Origin of the sequence: Kineosporia babensis (assembly GCF_021129305.1) — a bacterium.
Lineage (GTDB): Bacteria > Actinomycetota > Actinomycetes > Actinomycetales > Kineosporiaceae > Kineosporia > Kineosporia babensis.
Window position 1 is genome coordinate 461057 of the sequence record NZ_JAJOMB010000004.1, and the last position, 19433, is coordinate 480489.

General features: G+C 71.2%; 22 protein-coding genes and 1 riboswitch. Of the genes, 7 read left to right on the forward strand and 15 right to left on the reverse strand.

Annotated elements, in window-relative coordinates; genetic code table 11:
• Positions 1 to 2: 2 nt before the first annotated feature.
• Both LR394_RS10915 and LR394_RS10920 read right to left on the reverse strand, forming a co-directional pair.
• Positions 3 to 1355, reverse strand: coding sequence for a GntT/GntP/DsdX family permease (locus tag LR394_RS10915; protein WP_231440584.1), 1353 nt, complete (start codon positions 1353 to 1355; stop codon positions 3 to 5).
• On the reverse strand, positions 1352 to 2710 hold the full coding sequence (locus LR394_RS10920; RefSeq protein ID WP_231440585.1) for a hypothetical protein: 1359 nt from the start codon (positions 2708 to 2710) through the stop codon (positions 1352 to 1354). Before LR394_RS10920 ends, LR394_RS10915 begins: the two co-directional genes overlap by 4 nt.
• Positions 2711 to 2858: 148 nt before the next feature.
• On the opposite strand from LR394_RS10920, the gene otnK reads away from it, so the two are divergent.
• A complete protein-coding gene (gene otnK, locus LR394_RS10925; protein ID WP_231440586.1) occupies positions 2859 to 4094 on the forward strand; it encodes a 3-oxo-tetronate kinase in 1236 nt (411 codons plus the stop codon).
• Between the two features lie 8 nt (positions 4095 to 4102).
• Positions 4103 to 4741, forward strand: a complete 639-nt coding sequence (locus LR394_RS10930; RefSeq protein ID WP_407937022.1) for a class II aldolase/adducin family protein — start codon at positions 4103 to 4105, stop codon at positions 4739 to 4741.
• Between the two features lie 60 nt (positions 4742 to 4801).
• On the opposite strand, the gene hisF is transcribed toward LR394_RS10930, so the two are convergent.
• Entirely contained in the window at positions 4802 to 5572 is a 771-nt protein-coding gene (gene hisF, locus LR394_RS10935; RefSeq protein WP_231440588.1) for an imidazole glycerol phosphate synthase subunit HisF, read from the reverse strand.
• Positions 5573 to 5595: 23 nt separating this feature from the next.
• Between hisF and LR394_RS10940 the strand changes: the two genes are divergently transcribed.
• From LR394_RS10940 to LR394_RS10955, 4 genes are read left to right on the forward strand one after another with little or no spacing between them, the layout of a single operon-like run.
• Positions 5596 to 6180 carry a nucleoside/nucleotide kinase family protein gene (locus LR394_RS10940; RefSeq protein WP_231440589.1) on the forward strand — a complete coding sequence of 195 codons (585 nt, stop codon included), beginning with the start codon at positions 5596 to 5598 and terminating at the stop codon, positions 6178 to 6180.
• 4 nt (positions 6181 to 6184) lie between these two features.
• Entirely contained in the window at positions 6185 to 6718 is a 534-nt protein-coding gene (locus LR394_RS10945; protein WP_231440590.1) for a MauE/DoxX family redox-associated membrane protein, read from the forward strand.
• 12 nt (positions 6719 to 6730) lie between these two features.
• Positions 6731 to 7486, forward strand: a complete 756-nt coding sequence (locus tag LR394_RS10950) for a DsbA family protein (protein WP_231440591.1) — start codon at positions 6731 to 6733, stop codon at positions 7484 to 7486.
• Positions 7486 to 7776, forward strand: a complete 291-nt coding sequence (locus LR394_RS10955) for a SelT/SelW/SelH family protein (RefSeq protein WP_231440592.1) — start codon at positions 7486 to 7488, stop codon at positions 7774 to 7776. The genes LR394_RS10950 and LR394_RS10955 overlap by 1 nt, the downstream gene beginning before the upstream one ends.
• Here the strand turns inward: LR394_RS10955 and LR394_RS42860 are convergent, their stop codons facing one another.
• The 6 genes from LR394_RS42860 to rpe all read right to left on the reverse strand — a co-directional run bounded on the left by LR394_RS42860 (position 7777) and on the right by rpe (position 12192).
• On the reverse strand, positions 7777 to 8247 hold the full coding sequence (locus LR394_RS42860) for a PH domain-containing protein (RefSeq protein ID WP_231440593.1): 471 nt from the start codon (positions 8245 to 8247) through the stop codon (positions 7777 to 7779).
• 2 nt (positions 8248 to 8249) lie between these two features.
• On the reverse strand, positions 8250 to 8513 hold the full coding sequence (locus LR394_RS10965) for a phosphoribosyl-ATP diphosphatase (RefSeq protein ID WP_407937014.1): 264 nt from the start codon (positions 8511 to 8513) through the stop codon (positions 8250 to 8252).
• 155 nt (positions 8514 to 8668) lie between these two features.
• Positions 8669 to 9154 (reverse strand): 6,7-dimethyl-8-ribityllumazine synthase, encoded by a 486-nt coding sequence (gene ribH, locus LR394_RS10970; protein ID WP_231440594.1) that lies wholly within the window; start codon positions 9152 to 9154, stop codon positions 8669 to 8671.
• A 41-nt stretch (positions 9155 to 9195) separates the two neighbouring features.
• Positions 9196 to 10491 carry a bifunctional 3,4-dihydroxy-2-butanone-4-phosphate synthase/GTP cyclohydrolase II gene (locus LR394_RS10975; RefSeq protein ID WP_231440595.1) on the reverse strand — a complete coding sequence of 432 codons (1296 nt, stop codon included), beginning with the start codon at positions 10489 to 10491 and terminating at the stop codon, positions 9196 to 9198.
• On the reverse strand, positions 10488 to 11123 hold the full coding sequence (locus LR394_RS10980) for a riboflavin synthase (protein ID WP_231440596.1): 636 nt from the start codon (positions 11121 to 11123) through the stop codon (positions 10488 to 10490). Before LR394_RS10980 ends, LR394_RS10975 begins: the two co-directional genes overlap by 4 nt.
• Positions 11124 to 11246: 123 nt before the next feature.
• Positions 11247 to 11381: riboswitch (FMN riboswitch) on the reverse strand.
• A 151-nt stretch (positions 11382 to 11532) separates the two neighbouring features.
• Positions 11533 to 12192: a ribulose-phosphate 3-epimerase gene (rpe, locus tag LR394_RS10985; protein WP_231440597.1), complete on the reverse strand. Its 660-nt coding sequence runs from the start codon at positions 12190 to 12192 to the stop codon at positions 11533 to 11535.
• 58 nt (positions 12193 to 12250) lie between these two features.
• On the opposite strand from rpe, the gene LR394_RS10990 reads away from it, so the two are divergent.
• Positions 12251 to 12667, forward strand: coding sequence for a PPOX class F420-dependent oxidoreductase (locus tag LR394_RS10990; RefSeq protein WP_231440598.1), 417 nt, complete (start codon positions 12251 to 12253; stop codon positions 12665 to 12667).
• Here LR394_RS10990 and LR394_RS10995 read toward each other — a convergent pair.
• The 6 genes from LR394_RS10995 to metK form a co-directional block, all read right to left on the reverse strand.
• On the reverse strand, positions 12664 to 14229 hold the full coding sequence (locus LR394_RS10995) for an RsmB/NOP family class I SAM-dependent RNA methyltransferase (RefSeq protein ID WP_231440599.1): 1566 nt from the start codon (positions 14227 to 14229) through the stop codon (positions 12664 to 12666). The two genes, LR394_RS10990 and LR394_RS10995, sit on opposite strands and share 4 nt — an antisense overlap.
• Positions 14226 to 15179 (reverse strand): methionyl-tRNA formyltransferase, encoded by a 954-nt coding sequence (fmt, locus tag LR394_RS11000; protein ID WP_231440600.1) that lies wholly within the window; start codon positions 15177 to 15179, stop codon positions 14226 to 14228. Before fmt ends, LR394_RS10995 begins: the two co-directional genes overlap by 4 nt.
• 24 nt (positions 15180 to 15203) lie before the next feature.
• Positions 15204 to 15749 (reverse strand): peptide deformylase, encoded by a 546-nt coding sequence (gene def / locus LR394_RS11005; RefSeq protein ID WP_231440601.1) that lies wholly within the window; start codon positions 15747 to 15749, stop codon positions 15204 to 15206.
• 59 nt (positions 15750 to 15808) lie between these two features.
• Entirely contained in the window at positions 15809 to 16315 is a 507-nt protein-coding gene (locus LR394_RS11010; RefSeq protein WP_231440602.1) for a hypothetical protein, read from the reverse strand.
• A 104-nt stretch (positions 16316 to 16419) separates the two neighbouring features.
• Positions 16420 to 18606, reverse strand: a complete 2187-nt coding sequence (locus LR394_RS11015; protein ID WP_231440603.1) for a primosomal protein N' — start codon at positions 18604 to 18606, stop codon at positions 16420 to 16422.
• A 103-nt stretch (positions 18607 to 18709) separates the two neighbouring features.
• Positions 18710 to 19433, reverse strand: a 724-nt coding sequence (gene metK, locus LR394_RS11020) for a methionine adenosyltransferase (protein WP_231440604.1), incomplete at its 5' end; no start/stop codon positions are given.

The following is a 19433-nucleotide window of genomic DNA, read 5'->3' on the forward strand; positions in this document are numbered from 1 at the left end:
GATCAGATCAGAGCGTCCAGCACCAGCACGCCGATCAGCCCGATCACCGACTGGATGCACAGGAACAGCGTCCAGGTGCGGAAGGTCTGCTTCACCGTCAGCTGGTAGTACTCCTTGAACAGCCAGAACCCGGAGTCGTTGACGTGCGAGAGCATCACCGAGCCGGAGGCGGTGGCCAGGACCAGCAGTTCCGGTGACAGCGTGGGGTCGGCGACCAGCAGCGGGGCCACGATGCCGGTGGCGGCCGTGGTGGCGACCGTGGCCGAGCCCAGGCAGATCCGCAGCAGGGCGGCGACCACCCAGGCCAGCGCGACCGCCGGGATGGACCAGCCGGCCGCGTGGTCGGCGATGATCGCGTCCACCCCGGTGGCGGTGAACATCTGCTTCAGCGCCCCGCCGGCCCCCAGGATCAGGATGATCGGGCCGACCGCGCTCAGGCCCTTGCCCGACATCTTCGAGACCTGCCCGGCGCTGAAACCGCCGCGCAGCCCGAGCGCGAAGAAGGCGAAGAGCACGGCGATCAGCAGGGAGATGATCGAGTCGTTGAGCGCCTCGAAGACGTTGTAGGGCGCGCTGCCCTCGGCGGTGTTCGAGGTGCCGATGGTCCCGATCAGCATCAGCACCGGCGGGAGCAGGACCGAGATCAGGGCCAGGGCCAGCGAGACCGGTTTGCCCGGCTTCTGCGGCTCGATGTCGGTGACCGGGGCGGGGCCGCCGTCCAGGTCGGGGGCCGGGCCGAACCAACGCTGGGCGTAGCGGGTGAACAGCGGGCCGCAGACGATCGCGGTGGGGATGGCGATGATCAGGCCGTAGGCGATGGTCAGGCCGGTGTTGGCGCTGTACGCGCTGACCGCGACAGTCGGCGACGGGTGCGGAGGCAGCAGGCCGTGCGAGACGTACAGACCGGCCGCCAGCGGCAGGCCGACCCACAGCAGGTGCACGTTGCGGCGCCGGGCCACGGTGTAGACCAGGGGCGCCAGCATCACGAAGCTGACGTCGAACAGGTGCGGCAGGCCGATGATCACGGCCGCGGCGGTGATCAGGGCCGGGATCCAGGCGACCGGGCGCTGACCGAGGAACGAGTCGACGATCTTGTCCGCGCCGCCGGAGCCCAGCAGCATGCTGCCCAGCACCACGCCGAGGCCGATGGTCGGGGCGGTGCCGCCGAGGGTGGAGCCCAGGCCGTCCTTGAAGGCGTCGACCACCTCGCCCGGGGTCAGGCCGTTGGCCAGGCCGAGGCCGAGCGCGGTGATGGTCAGGGCCAGGAACGGGTTCAGCTTCGCCTTGGTGATCAGCAGGATCAGGGCGACGACGGCCACCCCGGCCAGGACCAGCGAAGTCACTTCCCCGCTCATGCGCCGAGCCCGGCGTTGTAGGCCTCGACCAGGTCGGCGTCGGGGTCGGCCAGGTCGGCGAAGGTGATCAGCTCGCCGGCCCTCACGTCACGGGCCAGGGTGGTGTGCGCAGCCAGGTAGAACGGCGCCGTCTGGGCACCGGCCTCCTCGACCGGCAGCAGAACCGGCTCCACCCCGTCGATCTCGTGGTGGTGGCCGCCCATCTTCAGCACGGTTCCGGCCGGCAGGTCGGCGCGCGCCCGGCCGGCCATCACGGCGTTCTGGCGCGGGTTCAGCACCCCGCTGGGTACCCGCAGGCGCACGGCGGTGAGCAGCGAGATCGCGGTCTCCACGCCCATCACGTGGTACGGCAGGTACAGGCAGGCGTACTTGCCGTCCTGGCTGACGACGTGCCCCTTGCCCTCCAGCAGCTTCCAGGTCTCGGCGTCCCCGGTCCGCACCACCGCGAAGACCCCACCGGCGAAGCTGGCCTCGTCGGGCCGGCGCAGCACGGTGAAGACGTCCACCACGCCCGGCCTGGACAGGATGCCGCCGTCCTCGCGCAGCGCGTAGATGTCGGCCAGCTCGCTGATCCGGGCCAGCGGGTAGTGCAACGACTCGACGTCCGCGACGAAACCACCGTGCGTGGTCACCACCGACATCTCGCACGGATCGGCCGCAGCCCGCAGCTTGAGGCTCTTGACCGTCTGCGCCCGCCGGGCCAGCGTCTCGGCGACACTCGCCCCCATCGTCATCAGTTCCGGCAGTTCACCGGCCGGGACGGTGGTGTCCAGGTAACGGATCTCCTGGCCGTCCAGCACCACGTCGTACTCGCCGGACTTGCCGACCGCGACGATCTCCAGGCCGAGGGTCCGGATCCAGCTGATCAGGTTGAGCAGGTTGGCCGGCTGGTCGCCGTCGGCCGGGGTGTAGACCGCGTCGTTCTCGGCGGCCAGCCGGGCCAGCGCGACCCCGGTGACCGAGTCGACCTCCTTGCTGACCATGGCCACGTCCTTGCCGGCGCGCAGCGCGGCGCGAGCCATCCGGTAGCCGTGGGCCGGGCTGCCGGTGCCCTCGACCAGGATGTCGTAGCGCTCCGGGTCGAGCAGGGCCGCGTCCGGGACGATCGCGACCTTGCCGGTGGCCGCCAGTTCCTCGGCGGTGCGGCAGATCACCAGGTCGTCCGCGGGGTAGCCGAGTTCCAGGCAGAGATCGCGGACCTTCTCCGGATCGACGTCGCAGAGCAGGGTGGGCCGCAGCGCGTCGATCAGGAGCGTCTGGGCGAGAAGAGTGCGACCGAAGCCCCCGCCGGCACCCGAGAGTGCGTAGCGGACGGTGGCCGGTCCGTGCTGAGAGAGCAGCAACCCGAGGTTCATGGTGTTCCTAACCAGAAGTTCGTTCGGGCCGCCGAGGGTGGCGCCTCGACGGTGAGGTGTTGCGCCGGACGCTAACCAGGATTCACATATGCGTCAACTGATGTAACGTACTTTCACACAATCTCTCATCGATCCTCTGGAGGGACGCGTGCTAGGCGCCCTGGCCGACGACTTCACCGGCGCGACCGACCTGGCGATGGCCCTGGTCGCCCGCGGTTTCCGCACCGTGGTGACGATCGGTGTCCCGGCCACCGGGCCTGCCGGGCCGGCCGACGCGGTGGTCATCGCCCTGAAGACCCGCACCATCGAACCCTCGGCCGCCGTGTCGGCCAGCCGTAATGCCCTGCGCGCGCTGCGCCGACTGGGGGCCACGCGGTTCTACGACAAGTACTGCTCGACGTTCGATTCCACGCCGCGCGGCAACATCGGCCCGATCATGGACGCGTTGGCGGCCGATCTGGGGACGCGGACCACGGTTGTGGTGCCCTCGTTCCCGGCCGCCGGGCGAACCGTGGTGGACGGGCAGTTGTTCGTTCACGGGACACCGCTTTCGGAGAGCTCCCTGCGGAATCACCCGCTCACCCCCATGACGGATTCCGACGTACCCCGGCTCTTGGCGGCCCAGAGCGCAGCTGAGGTCTCCCTGGTGCCGCTCTCCATCGTGCGCTCGGGTGGCTTACGGGCGGCTTTGGACGCTCTGCCGGACGTTTCTGGCTTACGGGCGGTTGTGGTCGACGCCGAAACTGAGGACGATCTGCTCGCCATCGCTGCCGCGACCGCCCACCTTCCGCTGATCACCGGAGGTTCCGGTCTGGCCTTGGGCCTGGAGGGACCGGGGACTCCCCCGGTGCGACTGGCTGCTCGCGGTGGACCCCGCGCGGTTCTCGCAGGGAGCGCCTCGGCCGCTACGCGGGGGCAGGTTGCTCACGCCCGATCGCTGATGCCCCACCGCAAGCTCGACGTCTCCTTGCTCCGAACAGATTTCGAGGGCGCGGTGGGCGAGCTCTCGGACTGGGCGTCGGAGTGCTGGAGCAAGAACAGTTCCGAACCGGTGCTGGTCTATGCCGTCGGGGAGCTGTCCGACGTCGAATCGGCTCCGTCCGACGGCGAGCCGGCTTCGGAGCTGGTGGAGCGGGCTCTGTCCCGGCTGGCCTCAGCTTTCGCCGACGCCGGCTGCCGGGAGCTGATCGTGGCCGGGGGCGAGACCTCCGGCGCAGTGGTCTCGGCACTGGGGGTGCGGGAGCTGGTGATCGGCCAGCCGGTTGCTCCCGGAGTCACCTGGGCCTCCGGCGACTCACGAGGCCGAGAGATGAATCTGCTGCTGAAATCCGGCAACTTCGGCGGCGAGGACCTGATGAGCTCGGCCTGGAAGGAACTGGCATGAGCCGGTCGATGGCGCAGGCCCGCACCGCCCTGGTGGCGACCGGCCGCGAGCTCGTGGATCTCGGCCTGAGCCCGGGTACCTCGGGCAACATCAGCGTTCGGGTGGGCGACCGGATGCTGATCACCCCCACCAACGAGTCGATGGGATCGCTCCAGGAGGACCGCCTGGCCGAGCTCGACCTGGCCGGGAATCACCTGTCCGGCCCACGCCCGTCCAAGGAGTTCACTCTGCACCGGGCCTTCTACCGCCGGTCCCCGGAAGCCCGGGCCGTGGTGCACCTGCACAGCGTGAACGCGGTGGCCTGCGCCTGCCTGGAGCCGTGGTCCGAGGTCAGCGCGATCGGCCCGATCACCCCGTACTTCGTGATGCGGGTGGGCCAGACCCCACTGATCGGTTACGCCCCGCCGGGAGACATCGCTCAGGCCGACGAGCTCGAGGCCCGGGACCAGCCGTTCCGGGCCGCGCTCCTGGCCAATCACGGTTCCGTGGTGGCCCATACGGATCTGGCGTCGGCGGTGAACACCGCCGTGGAGCTCGAAGAGGCCTGCAAACTGGCCGTACTGACGGCTGGGCGCTCGCCGCGCATGCTCAGTCACGAGCAGGCGGTGGAGCTGGCCGTGAAGTACGGCAGCCCCTGGAGCACCTGAGCGTCCGTCGGCCCGTCCGGTAACCGAACCGGGCGGGCCGACGTCCTCAAGCAAACGAACTCAGCGCACCGCCACGCCGTCGGCCCGCAGCGCGTCCTTCACGTCCCCGATGGTCAACTGCTGGAAGTGGAAGACGCTGGCCGCCAGCACCGCGTCGGCCCCGGCCGCCACCGCGGGCGGAAAATGCTCCACCGCACCGGCTCCCCCGCTGGCGATCAGCGGTACCCCGACCTCGTTGCGCACCATCCGCAGCAGTTCCAGGTCGAAGCCGTTACGGGTGCCGTCCGCGTCCATCGAGTTCAGCAGGATCTCGCCGGCCCCCAGCGAAGCGCCGCGCGCGGCCCACTCCACCGCGTCGATCCCCGTGCCCTTACGCCCGCCGTGGGTGGTCACCTCGAAGCCCGAGGCCGTGTCCGTACCGGGCTGACAGCGCCGGGCGTCCACCGACAGCACCAGCACCTGAGCGCCGAACCGGTGGGCTACTTCGGAGATCAGCTCGGGCCGCTGGATCGCCGCGGTGTTCACCCCGACCTTGTCCGCCCCGGCCCGCAGCAGCTTGTCCACGTCCTCGACCGCGCGCACGCCACCGCCGACGGTGAGCGGGATGAACACCTGCTCGGCGGTGCGGGAGACGACGTCGTACATCGTGGCGCGGCCCGAGGAGGAGGCCGTGACGTCGAGGAAGGTCAGCTCGTCGGCGCCCTCCGCGTCGTACCGGGCGGCGAGCTCGACCGGGTCACCGGCGTCTCGCAGGCCCTCGAAGTTGACGCCCTTGACCACGCGTCCGGCATCGACGTCCAGACAGGGAATGACTCGCACAGCAACCGACACGGCGACAGCGTAGTGTCCGCCGGATGCTGTCCGAGCAAGAGCGGTGGCCCGAACCGGCCGTAGCCCAGGTGCTGCGCCTGATCACCCCGAACACCGCCACCGTGATCGCCCTGGACGGCCCGAGCGGCGCGGGCAAGACCACCCTGGCCGACCAGGTCGCGGCCGAGCTCGGCGACACGGCCGCCGTGGTGCGGATGGAAGACCTCTACCCCGGCTGGGACGGACTGGAAGCGGCCACCCACCGCCTGGCCGACGAGGTGCTACCCCCGCTGCTGCGCGGACAGGAGGCGGTATTCACGCGCTGGGACTGGACCGAAGACCGTTATGGCCAGATTCGGGACGTAGTGCCCAGCAAACTGGTGACCATCGTCGAGGGAGTGGGCTCGGGAACCCTCGCCGCCGCGTCCTCAATTTCTGCTCTGGTGTTCGTGAATGCTCCTGAACAGGTCAGACATGCCCGCGCGATGGCCCGGGACGGGGAGGGCTATCGGCCCCACTGGGAGCGCTGGGCCGCCCAGGAACGCCGGTATTTCGCCCGGGAACGTCCCCAGGAAAGGGCAGACCTGCAGTTGCTTCCAGGTTTGACTCAGGGTGGCGGTCTACCCTGACCGCGTGTCCAAGCGCGGAGCGAAATTCCTGACCGCCGAGCAGCAGCGCTGGGTGGGCCCGGTGTTCCGGCTGCTCATCGGGGGCGTGTTCCTCTACACCGGTTTCAAGAAGATCCAGGACATCGACGACACGATCCGCTCGGTGCGCAACTACCAGCTGCTGCCCGAGGCGATCGTGCCCACCGTAGGCTCCGCCCTGCCGGTGGTCGAGCTGATCCTCGGCGTGCTGCTGGTGGCCGGGTTGCTCAACCGGTTCACCGCGGTCCTCAGCTTCCTGACCAGCCTGGCCTTCTTCATCGGGGTGGCCTCGGCCTGGGCACGGGGGCTGCAGATCGAGTGCGGCTGCTTCGGCAACAGCGGGTTCACCGCGAACCCGGTGCCCGGCTACGTCCGGGAGCTGGTGCTGAACGGCGCGATCATGCTCGGCTGCGTCTGGCTGATCCGTTGCGGAGCGGGCCGGTTCGCGCTGGACGAGCGGCTCGGGCTCACGCCCGTCCCGGAGATCGACGCAGAAGAAGCACGCTCCAGCAATCACTGAAAGGCACCAGAGATGGTCAGCGGAAGCTCGAGCCGGGACGCCCGGCAGGCCAAGGCCGCCGAAATGCGCGCCCAGGTCGCCAAGGCCGAGGCCAGGCGGCGGATGCTCCTGGTCGGCAGCGTGGTCATGGCCCTGGTCGTGGTGATCGTGGGGGTCTTCGTGGTGGTGCAGAACACCCGCCGCGACAACGCCACCGCGAGCACGGCCACCCCGGCCGGCATCGGCGCGAAGAACTCGATCGTCAGCGGCCCGGACTCCGCGCCGGTGAAGGTCGTGATCTACGAGGACTTCCAGTGCCCGTACTGCGCGCAGTTCGAGGCGGCCAACCGCGAGCAGCTGGCGGCCTGGACCGAGGCCGGTGACGTGCAGGTGCAGTACCGCCCGATCTCCTTCCTGGACAACGCCTCCACCGACAAGTACTCCACCCGCGCCCTGAACGCGGTCGGCGCGGTGGTGAACTCGGCCCCCGAGTCGTTCCTGGAGTTCCACAACCTGCTGTTCGAGAACCAGCCCGCCGAGGGCGGCGCCGGCCTCACCGACGACCAGCTGATCGAGTACGCCGTGCAGGCCGGGGCCCCGGAGGCGGAGATCCGCACCGCGGTCGAGGATCTGACCTACGAGAGCTGGACCAAGCGGGTCACCGAGGCCTCCTCCAAGGACGGCATCGCCAGCACTCCGACGGTGCAGGTCGACGGCACCGCGCTGGAGAGCCTGGACGCCGCCTCGCTGAAGAGCGCGGTGGACGCGGCGCTGGCGAAGGCCAAGTAGTGGCGCGGGTTTCGGTCACCTACTGCACGCAGTGCAACTGGCTGCTGCGGGCGGCGTGGGTTGCCCAGGAACTGCTGCAGACGTTCGGCACCGAACTGGACGAGGTGGCGCTGGTCCCGGGCACCGGCGGCGTGTTTCAGGTACGGGTGGCCGAAACCCTGGTCTGGGACCGCAAGTCCGACGGCGGTACGCCGGACATCGTGGAGCTGAAGCGCCGGGTGCGCGACATCGCCGCGCCCGGCCACGCCCTGGGGCATGCTGACCGAGCGGCGGCGAAAAAGCAGAGCTAGCTAGGAACTCCGGTGGTGGTGGGCGACCAGCCGGGCCAGGCGTTCGGCTTCCTTCTGGGCCGGTTCGCCGTCGGCGCGCTGGATCGCCATCACCGCCACCGGATCGCCGTCCGTGGTGGCCAGGCTGACCCAGGGGGCGCTGCCCGAGTAGTGCACGTCCTCGATCTCGGACCAGCTCAGCGTCCGGGTCAGCAGGATGTTGCGGACCTTCAGGCCGTCCTCGGTGGGGGTGGCCCGCACGCCGCCGAACCGGCTCATCCCCCAGCCGATGAACACGGCCACGCCCATCATGCTGAGCCGGTCGGTCAGGCCCACCGAGGTAGGCCCGGACCAGGGCAGCATCAGGGCCCAGGCGCCGATCGCCAGGAACTGCCCGATCCCCATCGCCCAGGCCGCGATCCGGCCCTTGCGGGAGACGAACGGACGGTGCAGTGCGGCGGTCCGGTCGCTCTCGCCGGTCTCGCCCGTCACTGTCACAGGTGCTTGTAGACGTCGTCGAGGCTGATCCCCTTGGCGATCATCATCACCTGCAGGTGGTACAGGAGCTGGGAGATCTCCTCGGCGGCCTGCTCGTTCGACTCGTACTCGGCCGCCATCCAGACCTCGGCCGCCTCTTCGACCACCTTCTTGCCGATGCTGTGCACCCCGGCGTCCAGGGCGGCGACCGTGCCGGAACCCTCGGGACGGGTCTGGGCGCGGTGGGTCAACTCGGCGAACAGGTCATCGAACGTCTTCACAGCGATGAGACTAGTGGGGGTCCCGGCCACCTCGGGTCACCGGGACCGCCACTTCACTGCTTACGGACGCTGTGGCCGGCTTAGGTCCAACTGCTTACGGACGCGGTGGCCGGCTTACGTCCAACTGCTTACGGACGCGGTGGCCGGCTGACGGGTCAGGCCGGCACCGGGGAAGGCAGGTCACTGAGGACGGCGGCGGCCGCGACGGCCGCGGTGGCGGCCTCGTGCCCCTTGTCCTCGTGCGAGCCCTCCAGGCCGGCCCGGTCCAGCGCCTGCTCGATCGTGTCGCAGGTGAGCACCCCGAAACCGACCGGGACCCCAGTGCGCACACTGACGTCCGTAAGCCCGTTCGTGGCCGCCAGGCAGACGTAGTCGAAGTGCGGCGTACCGCCCCGGACCACCACGCCCAGCGCGACCACGGCGTCCACCCCGGAGGCGGCCAGGCGGGCGGCCGCGACCGGGAGCTCGAACGTGCCGGGCACCTTCAGCTCCACCACGTTCTGCACGCCGGCCTCGGCCAGGCCGCGGCGGGCGCCGTCGACCAGACCGCCCATCACCTGCTCGTGCCATCCGGCGTGGACCAGGCCGACCCGCAGCCGCGAGCCGTCCACCGTGATCGTGGGCGAACCCTCGCCACTCATCTGGTTCTCCTTCGTCCTGCTCTACTACTGATAGGTACGGGTCAGAGCGCGTCGAGCTGGTGACCCATGAGGTCCCGCTTACTGGTCAGGTAGGCCTGGTTGTGCCGGTTCACGCCGACCTGCAGGCCGATCCGCTCGGTCACCGTGATGCCGTGCTCGGCCAGGCCGGTGAGCTTGGCCGGGTTGTTGGTGAGCAGGCGGATCGAGTCCAGGCCGAGGTCGTCCAGGACGGCGGCGGCCGCGCCGTACTCCCGGGCGTCGGCCGGCAGCCCCTGGGCGGTGTTCGCGGCCACCGTGTCCAGGCCCGAGTCCTGCAGCTGGTAGGCGGTGAGCTTGGCCAGCAGGCCGATCCCCCGGCCCTCGTGCCCGCGCAGGTACACGACCACGCCGCCCTCGGCCGCGATCGTGTCCATCGCCGCGGCCAGCTGAGGGCCGCAGTCGCAGCGACTGGAGCCGAAGGCATCGCCGGTGAGGCATTCGGAGTGCACCCGCACCAGCGCGCCGCTGACCGAGGGGTCGCCCGCCACTAGGGCGACGTGCTCGTGGCCGGTGAGCATGTCGCGGTACGCGATGGCCCGGAAGTCGCCGTGGCTGGTCGGCAGCAGCGACTCGGCCACCCGCCGCACCCGGGCGGGCGCCTGCACCGGGGTCTCCGGCTCGGCCGAGGGGTGTTCCCGGCGGTACGCCACCAGGTCCTCGATGCTGATCAGGGGAAGGCCGAACTCGTCGGCGAGCGCGCGCAGCCCGGGAAGGCGGGTCACCGGCCCGGCGTCCTCGACCACCTCGGCCAGTACCCCGACCGGCGGCAGGCCGGCCAGCACGCACAGGTCCACGGCGGCCTCGGTGTGCCCCCGGCGCTCGAGCACGCCACCGGGGCGGGCGCGCAGCGGGAACACGTGGCCGGGGCGGACCAGGTCTTCGGGGACGGTCTGCTCGTCGGCCAGCAGCCGCAGGGTGATCGAGCGGTCGGCGGCGCTGATCCCGGTAGCGATGCCGGAACGGGCGTCGACCGAGACGGTGTAGGCGGTGCGCAGCGACTCCTCGTTGCGCTCGACCATGTGCGGCAGCCGCAGGGCGTCGGCCTGCTCGTCGGGCATCGGGGCGCACAGCACGCCGGAGGTGTGGCGGATGGTCCAGCCGACCCATTCGGGCGAGGCGTGGACTGCGGCCATGATGACGTCGCCCTCGTTCTCCCGGTCGGCGTCGTCGACCACCAGCACCGGCAGGCCGGAACGCAGCGCCTCGACCGCCTTCTCCACCGGGTCGAGGTGGATCTCGCCGGCCCGCGGGTCTTCCCAGCCGAGGTCCGGGCCGATCTCCTGCACGTCGCTGCTCATCGCGCCGCCACCGTCTCTTCCGTGGTTGTCGGGGTTTGGGTGAGCCGCTCCACGTACTTGGCCAGCACGTCGACCTCGATGTTGACCGGCTCACCGACCGTGCGCAGGCCCAGGGTGGTGCGGCTGAGGGTCTCGGGGATCAGCGAGACGGTGACGATGCTGCTGCCGTCAGGCTGGTCGCCGAGCCCGGCGACGGTGAGCGAGACCCCGTCCAGGGTGATCGAGCCCTTGGCCACGACGTAGCGGGACAGCTCGGCGGGGATCCGGATCCGGACCAGCTCCCAGCGATCGCCCGGGACGCGTTCGGTGACGGTGCCCGTCCCGTCGACGTGGCCCTGCACGACGTGCCCGCCGAAACGTCCGTTGGCCTGCAGGGGACGTTCGAGATTGACCCGGGCCCCGGGGACGGCGGTGCGCAGTGAGCTGCGGTGGAGGGTCTCGGCCATCACGTCCGCAGTGAAACTGTCGGTGCTGAGCTCGACCACGGTGAGACAGACGCCGTTGACCGCGATGGAGGCTCCCGGGACTGCGTCCGCGGTCACGATCGGACCTCGGACAGTGACCCGCGCGGAATCCTCGCCAGGTACGAGCTCGACGACCTGGCCCAGCTCTTCGACGATGCCGGTGAACATCTGTGACCCTCCTACCACGCCGTTACGCGGGCTCCGGGGGTCACGACGTGGGCAGACCGGCGATCGCTCGCCGGAAATACGTCGTCCGGCACCGAGGACGATCCCGCAGGATCACCAACGGCACCGCGTGCTGCCTCCCATCCGGACTTTCACCGTCGGTCCTGGAATTCCACCAGGTCAACCGGCCACCAACGTTCAGTGGACGGGTCGCGGACTGTTACCGCCGGCTCGGAATTTCACCGACCCCGGAGCACGCATTGCTTGTGTTGCTCGTGTTTGCCTTCGGCGAGCCCCACGGTTGCGGGGCTGCCGAACTGGCCAACAGTGTGCCACCCAACCTTGTTCCCGGGAATGTGAAGTTTTCACTTGTCCCCCGGGAGAAGGCACTGGGGTAGCGCAGATCACGTCCTCAGCAGGCCTTGGCCGCCAGTTCGCGCAGTTCGGCGATGCTCGCCGCCGCGTCCTCGGCGCCGTAGACCGCGGAGCCGGCCACGAACACGTCGGCCCCGGCGTCGGCGCAGCGCTCGATGGTGGCCTTGGAGACACCCCCGTCGACCTGGATCCAGACGTCCAGGCCGGCGTCCTTGACCGCCTGCCGGGTGCGCCGGATCTTCGGCAGCATCGACTCCAGGAACGGCTGGCCGCCGAAACCGGGCTCCACCGTCATGATCAGCAGCATGTCCAGCTCGGGCAGCAGCTCCAGGTACGGCTCGATCGCGGTGGTCGGCTTCACCGCCAGGCCGGCCCGGGCGCCCTGGCGGCGCAGCTCGCGGGCCAGCCGGATCGGGGCGGCCGCGGCCTCGGCGTGGAACGTCACGCTCTGGGCGCCGGCCTCGGCGAAGGCCGGGGCCCAGCGGTCCGGGTCCTCGATCATCAGGTGGCAGTCGACCGGGACCGGCGAGACCTTCAGGATCGACTCGACCACCGGCAGGCCGAGGGTGAGGTTCGGGACGAAATGGTTGTCCATCACGTCGACGTGCGCCCAGTCGGCGCTGGCGATACGCCCGAGTTCGCGCTCGAGCCGGGCGAAGTCGGAGTTCAGGATGCTGGGAGAGATCTGGATGCCCACGGCTGCGAGCCTAGTGGGGCCTTGACCTGAAGTGCGCTTCAGCCTGCAGGATCGGGCCATGAGTGCTTCGACACGTCCCGAGCAGGCGCACGACGAGCTCACCCCGCCGGTCCTGGTTTATCTGGCCTCCCAGACGCTGGGCCGGCTGGCCACTGTGGACCCGAAGAACGCGCCGCAGAACTCCCCGGTGGGATTCACCCACAACGCCGAACTGGGCACGATCGACATCGGCGGCTGGAATCTGGGCGAATCGCGCAAGTTCCGTAACATCGAGAAGAATCCGGCCGTGTCGTTCGTGGTGGACGACATCCCCTCAACCAATCCCTGGCGGGTGCGGATGGTCGAGATCCGTGGCACCGCCGAGGCGCTGCGCGGGATCCCGGCCGCCGACGGCGGCACGAGTGAACTCATCCGGGTTCACCCGCGCCGGGTCATCACCTTCGGCCTGGACGGCGAGGCCCCGCCGGAGGGCTAGGCGCGGCGCCGGAGCAGGGCCAGGTACATCGAGTCGGTGCCGTGCAGGTGGGTCCACAGCTGCACGGCCGGGCCGTCGCCGAGCATCAGGTCGTCGCTGTCCGGCAGCCGCCGGGAGCCGATCAGGTCGCGCAGCACGGCCGGGGTGTCCAGGCGCTCCACGTCCTCGCGCCCGCGCAGCACGTCGTCGACCACCAGGTTCGTCTCGGCCGGGTGCGGCGAGCAGGTCGCGTACGCCACCACGCCGCCAGGACGCACCGCGGCCAGCGCCGACTCCAGCAGCCCGCGCTGCAGCGGGGCCAGCGAGGTGAGGTCGCTGGGGGTACGGCGCCAGCGAGACTCGGGCCGGCGCCGCAGCGCGCCCAGGCCGGTGCACGGCACGTCCACCAGAACCCGGTCGTAACGGCCCGGTTCGGACTCGCCCAGGGTGCGCCCGTCCCGCACGCGCACGTCGTAGGCGGCCGGGACCGCAGCCAGTGACTGCTGCACCAGACCGGCGCGGTGCTCGGCGGATTCGACCGCCACCAGCTCGGCGTCGTCCCCGACCAGACCGGCGGCGTGCCGCTCCGACAGCAGTGCGGCCAGCAGCGCCGCCTTGCCGCCGGGGCCTGCGCACAGGTCCAGCCAGATGCCCCGGTCAGGGCCGACGGTGGGCGCGTTGGCGGCGCCGAGGGCGACCAGCTGGCTGCCCTCGTCCTGTACCCGGGCCCGGCCCTGCCGGATCGCGGCCACGTCGTCGGGAGCGCCCTTGAGCAGGGCGGCGACCGGCGACAGCACGCCCACCTGAGCGTGCGGGCCGTCCACGATCTCGTCCACGTCGGACAGACCGGGCAGAGCGGCCACGGTCACCGCCGGGCGGGCGTTGTGCGCGGTCAGCAGGGCGGGAAGCTCGTCGGCCGGGCGCCCGCTGCCGCGCAGGGCGTCGCGCAGCGCGCGGACGATCCACTCCGGGTGCGAATAGCGCACCGACAGGTTGCCGTCGGGGTTCTTCTGCTCGTCGGGGGCGACCTTGGCCATCCACTCGGCCTCGTCGCGCTCCCCCACCCGCCGCAGCACCGCGTTGGCGAACCGCGAGGCACCCGATCCGCTGACCGAGCGCACCAGGTCGACCGTGGTGGAGACGGCCGCGTGCGGCGGGACCCGCATGTGCAGCAGCTGGTGAACGCCCAGGCGCAGGGCGTCCAGCACCGCCGGGTCGATCTCGGCCAGCGGCCGGTCGGTGCCCGCGGCGATGATCGCGTCGTAGCTGCCCTTGCCGCGCAGCGCGCCGTAGGCCAGTTCGGTGGCCAGGCCGGCGTCGCGGCCGCGCAGGCGAGCGCGGCGCAGCATGCCGGGCAGGATCAGGTTGGCGTACGCGTCGCGCTCGGTGACCGCGCGGAGCGTCTCGTAGGCGACGGTCCGGGCCGGGTCGACCGCGATCGGGCGACCACCAGAGGGACGATTGCCGGCGCCTTCGCGGGAACGGCCGGGCTGCGGGACGTCCCGGCCACCGCTGCGACCGGGCTTGCCACCGGTCCGGCGGGGCGGCTGGGACGGGCGCCCCGCCGATGTCTGCTTGCTCACGATGCTCCCTCTGAAGCCGGGTCAGCGCCGAGCTTTTCACCGTCGGCCGGACGCGCGCCGCGCGCCCAGTCCACCGCCGCCATGGCCTTCTTGCCCGCCGGGCGAACCTCGCCCAGCGCCACTGCTGCCGTCCCCGTACCCACGTGCACGGCCTTCTTCAGCACCCGCAGCTCCCCCGGGGCCAGCGGCTCTACGTCGGTCAGCGGCTCGACCGGACCGAGCCCGAGCCGCGCGCCGCGGAACGTGGTCCAGGCGCCGGGCGCGGGGGTACAGCCACGCACTCGCCGGTCGATGGCGACCGCGTTCTGGGTCCAGTCGACCTCGGCCTCCTCGACCGTGATCTTCGGCGCCAGCGACACGCCTTCCTCCGGCTGGGGGCGGGCCTCCATCTCCCCGGCCTCCAGGCCGTCCAGCACCGCGACCATCAGGCCCGAGCCGCCTTCGGCCAGCTTGTCCAGCAGATCGCCGGCGGTGTCCCGGGGCCGGATGGTCTGCGTCATCACGCCGTAGACCGGGCCGGTGTCCAGCCCCTTCTCCAGCTGGAACACCGAGGCGCCGGTGACCTCCTCGCCGGCCATCAGCGACCGCTGCGCCGGGGCCGCGCCGCGCCAGGCGGGCAGCACCGAGAAGTGCAGGTTGATCCAGCCCAGCCGCGGGATGTCGAGCGCCCGCTGCGGCACCAGCGCACCGTAGGCGATCACCGCGACGCAGTCCGGGGCCAGCTCCTTGAGCTGTTCCAGGAACTCCGGGTCGCCGGGTTTGGCCGGCTGGTACACCGGGATGCCGCGCTCGTCGGCCCACTGGGCCAGCGGGGAACGGGAGATCTTGCGCCCGCGCCCGGACACGGCGTCCGGGCGGGTGAGGACGGCGATGATCTCGTGGCTGGAGGCGTGGATCGCCTCGGCGGGGGGCAGGGCCACCTCAGGGGTGCCCGCGACGATGATGCGCAAGGTGAAGTCTCGTTCTGGAGGGAGTTAGACGGCGCGCCCGAAGGTGGCGTGCGGGCTGACCTTGACCTGCGGCGGCGCGGCACCGTTCCACTCCGCCTCGCGGATCGCCTTGAGCGCGAGCCGGCGGGTTTCCCGGTCGAGCCGGTCGATGAACAGGATGCCGTCGAGGTGGTCGGTCTCGTGCTGGATGCAGCGGGCGAGCAGCTCGCTGCCCTCGATGGTGACCGGCTCGCCGTGCTGGTCGAAGCCCTTGGCCACCACCCGCAGCGCGCGCTTGGTGTCGAACACCAGGTCGGGCAGCGACAGGCAGCCCTCGCCGCCGTCCTGCTCCTCGACGGAAAGGTCGAGGTCGGGGTTGATCAGGTGCCCGAGCTGACCGTCGACGTAGTAGGTGAACACCCGCAGGCCGACGCCGATCTGCGGGGCGGCCAGGCCGGCGCCCGGCGCGTCCATCATCGTCTCTTCGAGGTCCTTGACCAGATTGCGCAGCTCACGGTCGAAATCGACGACCGGGTCGGCCTTGGTGCGCAGCACCGGGTCGCCGAACAGTCGGATGGTCTGGATAGGCACCGCCCGAGTCTACGGGGCAACGTGAGTGCGATGCTCCGGCCGGCGGGCGAGGCAGGCGCTCAGTGGCTGACGGTGGGGCGGCTCGGGGTGTGCATCACCCGGGCGTCGCGGGCCAGGCCGGGCTTCATCACCGGGGAGGGCAGACGGATCCGGCGGGCCCGGGAGGTCTTGCGGGCCCCGTTGGCCGGGCCGGCCGGGCGGATCAGCCGGATCAGCTCGTCGCGGTCCTCGACGCTGACGAACAGCGTGGTCAGCGGGACCTTCCAGCCGAGCACCCGGGCGTGCACCCCGACGCTGAGCTGGATCCGGACCAGGTGCCGGGGAGAGCCGTTGACCAGCCAGGTACTACGCCAGCCGTGCACCCCCAGGCAGAACACCGGGCGGTCGTCCGGATCGGCGGAGGCGATGGCGGAACGGGGAACGGTGGCCTGGAACGCCCAGCCCAGGCGGACGCGGACGGCTTCCTCGTCGACCAGGACACCGCTGAACCGGGGCCCGCAGCCGAGCACACCGAGCAGCTGGCGCATCCCCGGCGCGTAGGCGATCCGGAACTTCCTCTCGGACATCTCCATCACCTCTGCCGTCGACCCTACGGCGGTACGCCGGTCCTGGCGAGGGATCCAGCCGCAGATCCCCCGGGCAGCGCGGCGCTCCCCCGGGCCGCGAGACCTCAGCCCGGGTTGAGCGGATCGAGCTGGATCCGGGTGGCGCCGCCGGACTCGCGCCGCGAACTACGGATCGCCGCGGCCGTGTGCAGGGCCTTGGCCAGGGCCGCGATCTCCTGGCGAGGGGCTCGCAGCAGTACCCGGACCTGGGTCTCGTCGACATCCTCCACGACCGGCTCAGGGACCACCGGCTCCTCCAGCCCGGCCAGCTGCTGGCTGGGCCGGCGGGGAAGGCGGCGTTTCGGCGGTTTGACCGGCTTCGGCGCCGGGGATGCGCCGGGCGGGCCCGGGGGCAGCAGCACCTCGGTCGGGCCCAGCGTCTGCGTGCCCTCGGGCAGTTGCGCGGTACGCACCAGCGAGTTCACGGCGGTAGCGGTTCCGGTGACGTCGGCCAGCACCACGGCGGGCGGAAAGCCGAGTTCGGTGCGCTCGTCGAGTTCCCGGTCGGCCTGAGTGCCCGGGTCGATCCGGACCAGGGCCTGCACGGCCGGGGCCTGCGGGTCGGCGGTGATGATCACCGAGCCGCCGGAGGACGAGGGCCGCACCTGGGCGGCGGCGCTCAGCCAGCGGCGCAGGGCATCTTCGCTGGCCCGCAGATCCGGCCGCTCGAGCAGGCGCCCGGCGTCGAGCAGCACCGCGGCGGCATAGCCACCGTCGACCGTCGGCTCGATTCCGGGGGTGGAGACCACCAGGGCGTTCGCGGGCACGTTGGGAACCGGGCCGTCGGCCTGCGGCACCACCACCGCCGCGCCGGAGAAGGCCTGGCCGAGTTCTTCGGCGGTACGCCCGACTCCGACCGTGGTGGCCCGCAACCGCCGGCCCTGGCAGTTGCCACAGCGCCAGGCAGTGGCGTGCCGACCGCACCAACGGCACTCGGGCAGGCCCGCCTCGTCGCCGTTCTTCTGCGCCGCCGGGAACCCGACCGGACCGTGGCAGTGCGTGCAGCGCGCCGGATGACGGCAGTCCTGACAGGCCAGGCCGGGCAGGTAGCCGGCCCGCGGGACCTGCACCAGCACCGGGCCACGCCTGAGCCCGTCGCTGATCGCCCGCCACGCCGGGCTGGGCAGCCGGCCGTGGGCCGAGGGATCGTCGCGACCGCCGATCGCAGTGGCGGCGACCTGGATCCGAGGCCAGGCGCCGCGGACCACCGAACGCTCCGCGGCGACCGGACGGGCCCAGCCGGTGCGCAGCCAGGCCGCGCACTCCACCGACCGCGACCACGACCCGGCGATCAGCGCCGCCCCCTCGAGTTCGGCCCGCACGGCCAGCACCTCCCGGGCGTGCGGGTACGGTGCCCGGGGCTCGGCGTGCATCTCGTCGCCGTCGTCCCAGATCACCACCAGGCCCAGGTCGTGCACGGGAGCGAAGGCGGCGGCCCGGGTTCCGATCGCCACCCGGACGTCGCCGCGTGAGAGGGCCAGGAAGTTGCGGTAGCGCGTGGTGGGCCCCAGGTCGGCCTCCAGCCGAGCGTGGCGGCCTTCACCCAGACGCTTGGTCAGCACCTTGTCCAGCGCATCGGCATCGCGTTTGTCGGGCAGCACCACCAGCGAGCCCCGCCCGGCGTGCAGCGCGGTCTGGATGACCGTGGCCAGGTCTTCGCACCAGGCCGGACCGGGCAGCGCCGTCCAGACCGCCCGGGGGGCATCACCGGCAGCGATCCGCGCCAGCAGCGCCGGGCCGGCCCGGTACTTCTCCCAGCCCTGGGGCTCGACCGGGCCCTGCAGCGGTTCGGGCACATCCGGGCGAGGAGCCTGCTCGACCCGGGCGTGGCGCGGGGGCACGGCCAGACGCAGCACATCGGTCAGGTTGCCGGCGTAGCGCTCGGCCACCGCCTGGCAGAGCCGCAGCACCGACGGGATGAGTACCGGCTCGGGCGAGACCACCTTGCGCAGCGGCGCCAGCTTGCCCTGGTGCTCCGTCTCGGCCACCCGCTCCAGCAGGTAGCCCTCGATGTCCTGCCCACCGAACCGCACCCGCACCCGCACGCCGGGCTGAGCGGCGGCCGACATCGGCTCGGGCACCAGGTAGTCGAACACCCGGTCCAGGTGCGGCAGCGGCACGTCCACGGTGACCCGGGCGACCGGCAGCTCGGCCGCAGTGGCCGCCGGGGGCTTGGGCTTGCGGCCCCGGGTGGCGGCGCGCAGCAGTTCCAGCTGGTCGCCGGCACTGCTGGCGTCGGATCCCGTGCTCATGAAATCAACTTAGGGCATGGGTCCGACAAGATCGCTCGCCGCAAAAGCAGCCGCGGCCGCCACCCGTGAGGGCGACGACCGCAGCAGTGAGCAGAGCGGAAGCTCAGCCGATGATCGAGCGCAGGGCGTCGACCCGGTCGGTCTGCTCCCAGGTCATCCCGTCCAGGTTCCGGCCGAAGTGACCATACGCAGCAGTCTGGTGATACTTCGGCTTCAGCAGATCCAGATCCCGGATGATCGCAGCCGGACGCAGGTCAAAGACCTCCTTGATCGCAGCAGTAATGCGATCCACCGGAGCAGTCTCGGTACCGAACGTCTCCACATACAAGCCGACCGGCTGAGCCTTACCAATGGCGTAGGCGATCTGAACCTCGCACCGCTTCGCCAGACCCGCCGCCACCACGTTCTTCGCGACCCAGCGCATCGCGTACGCGGCCGAACGGTCGACCTTTGAAGGGTCCTTACCGGAGAACGCGCCGCCACCGTGGCGGGCGAAACCACCGTACGTGTCCACGATGATCTTGCGCCCGGTCAGGCCGGCATCACCCATCGGGCCACCCACCTCGAACCGGCCCGTCGGGTTCACCAGCAGGCGGTAGTTCGACGTGTCGATCGAGACCCGGTCCAGGACCGGCTTGATCACGTGATCCACCACATCCGGCTGCAGCAGGTTCTCCAGGCTGATGTCCGCTGCATGCTGCGAGGACACCACGACCGTGTCCAGCCGCACCGCCCGGTCACCGTCATACGCGATCGTGACCTGGGTCTTACCGTCCGGGCGCAAGTACGGAACCTCACCGCTCTTACGGACCTCGGTCAGCCGCTCG

Excerpts from the sequence above, each read along its gene's own strand:
- LR394_RS10915 (WP_231440584.1), bottom strand. The coding sequence starts at position 1,355 with ATGAGCGGGGAAGTGACTTCGCTGGTCCTGGCCGGGGTGGCCGTCGTC.
- LR394_RS10920 (WP_231440585.1), bottom strand. The coding sequence starts at position 2,710 with ATGAACCTCGGGTTGCTGCTCTCTCAGCACGGACCGGCCACCGTCCGC.
- LR394_RS10930 (WP_407937022.1), top strand. The coding sequence starts at position 4,103 with ATGGCGCAGGCCCGCACCGCCCTGGTGGCGACCGGCCGCGAGCTCGTG.
- LR394_RS10940 (WP_231440589.1), top strand. The coding sequence starts at position 5,596 with ATGCTGTCCGAGCAAGAGCGGTGGCCCGAACCGGCCGTAGCCCAGGTG.
- LR394_RS10950 (WP_231440591.1), top strand. The coding sequence starts at position 6,731 with ATGGTCAGCGGAAGCTCGAGCCGGGACGCCCGGCAGGCCAAGGCCGCC.
- ribH (WP_231440594.1), bottom strand. The coding sequence starts at position 9,154 with ATGAGTGGCGAGGGTTCGCCCACGATCACGGTGGACGGCTCGCGGCTG.
- LR394_RS10975 (WP_231440595.1), bottom strand. The coding sequence starts at position 10,491 with ATGAGCAGCGACGTGCAGGAGATCGGCCCGGACCTCGGCTGGGAAGAC.
- LR394_RS10980 (WP_231440596.1), bottom strand. The coding sequence starts at position 11,123 with ATGTTCACCGGCATCGTCGAAGAGCTGGGCCAGGTCGTCGAGCTCGTA.
- LR394_RS10990 (WP_231440598.1), top strand. The coding sequence starts at position 12,251 with ATGAGTGCTTCGACACGTCCCGAGCAGGCGCACGACGAGCTCACCCCG.
- LR394_RS11010 (WP_231440602.1), bottom strand. The coding sequence starts at position 16,315 with ATGTCCGAGAGGAAGTTCCGGATCGCCTACGCGCCGGGGATGCGCCAG.
- LR394_RS11015 (WP_231440603.1), bottom strand. The coding sequence starts at position 18,606 with ATGAGCACGGGATCCGACGCCAGCAGTGCCGGCGACCAGCTGGAACTG.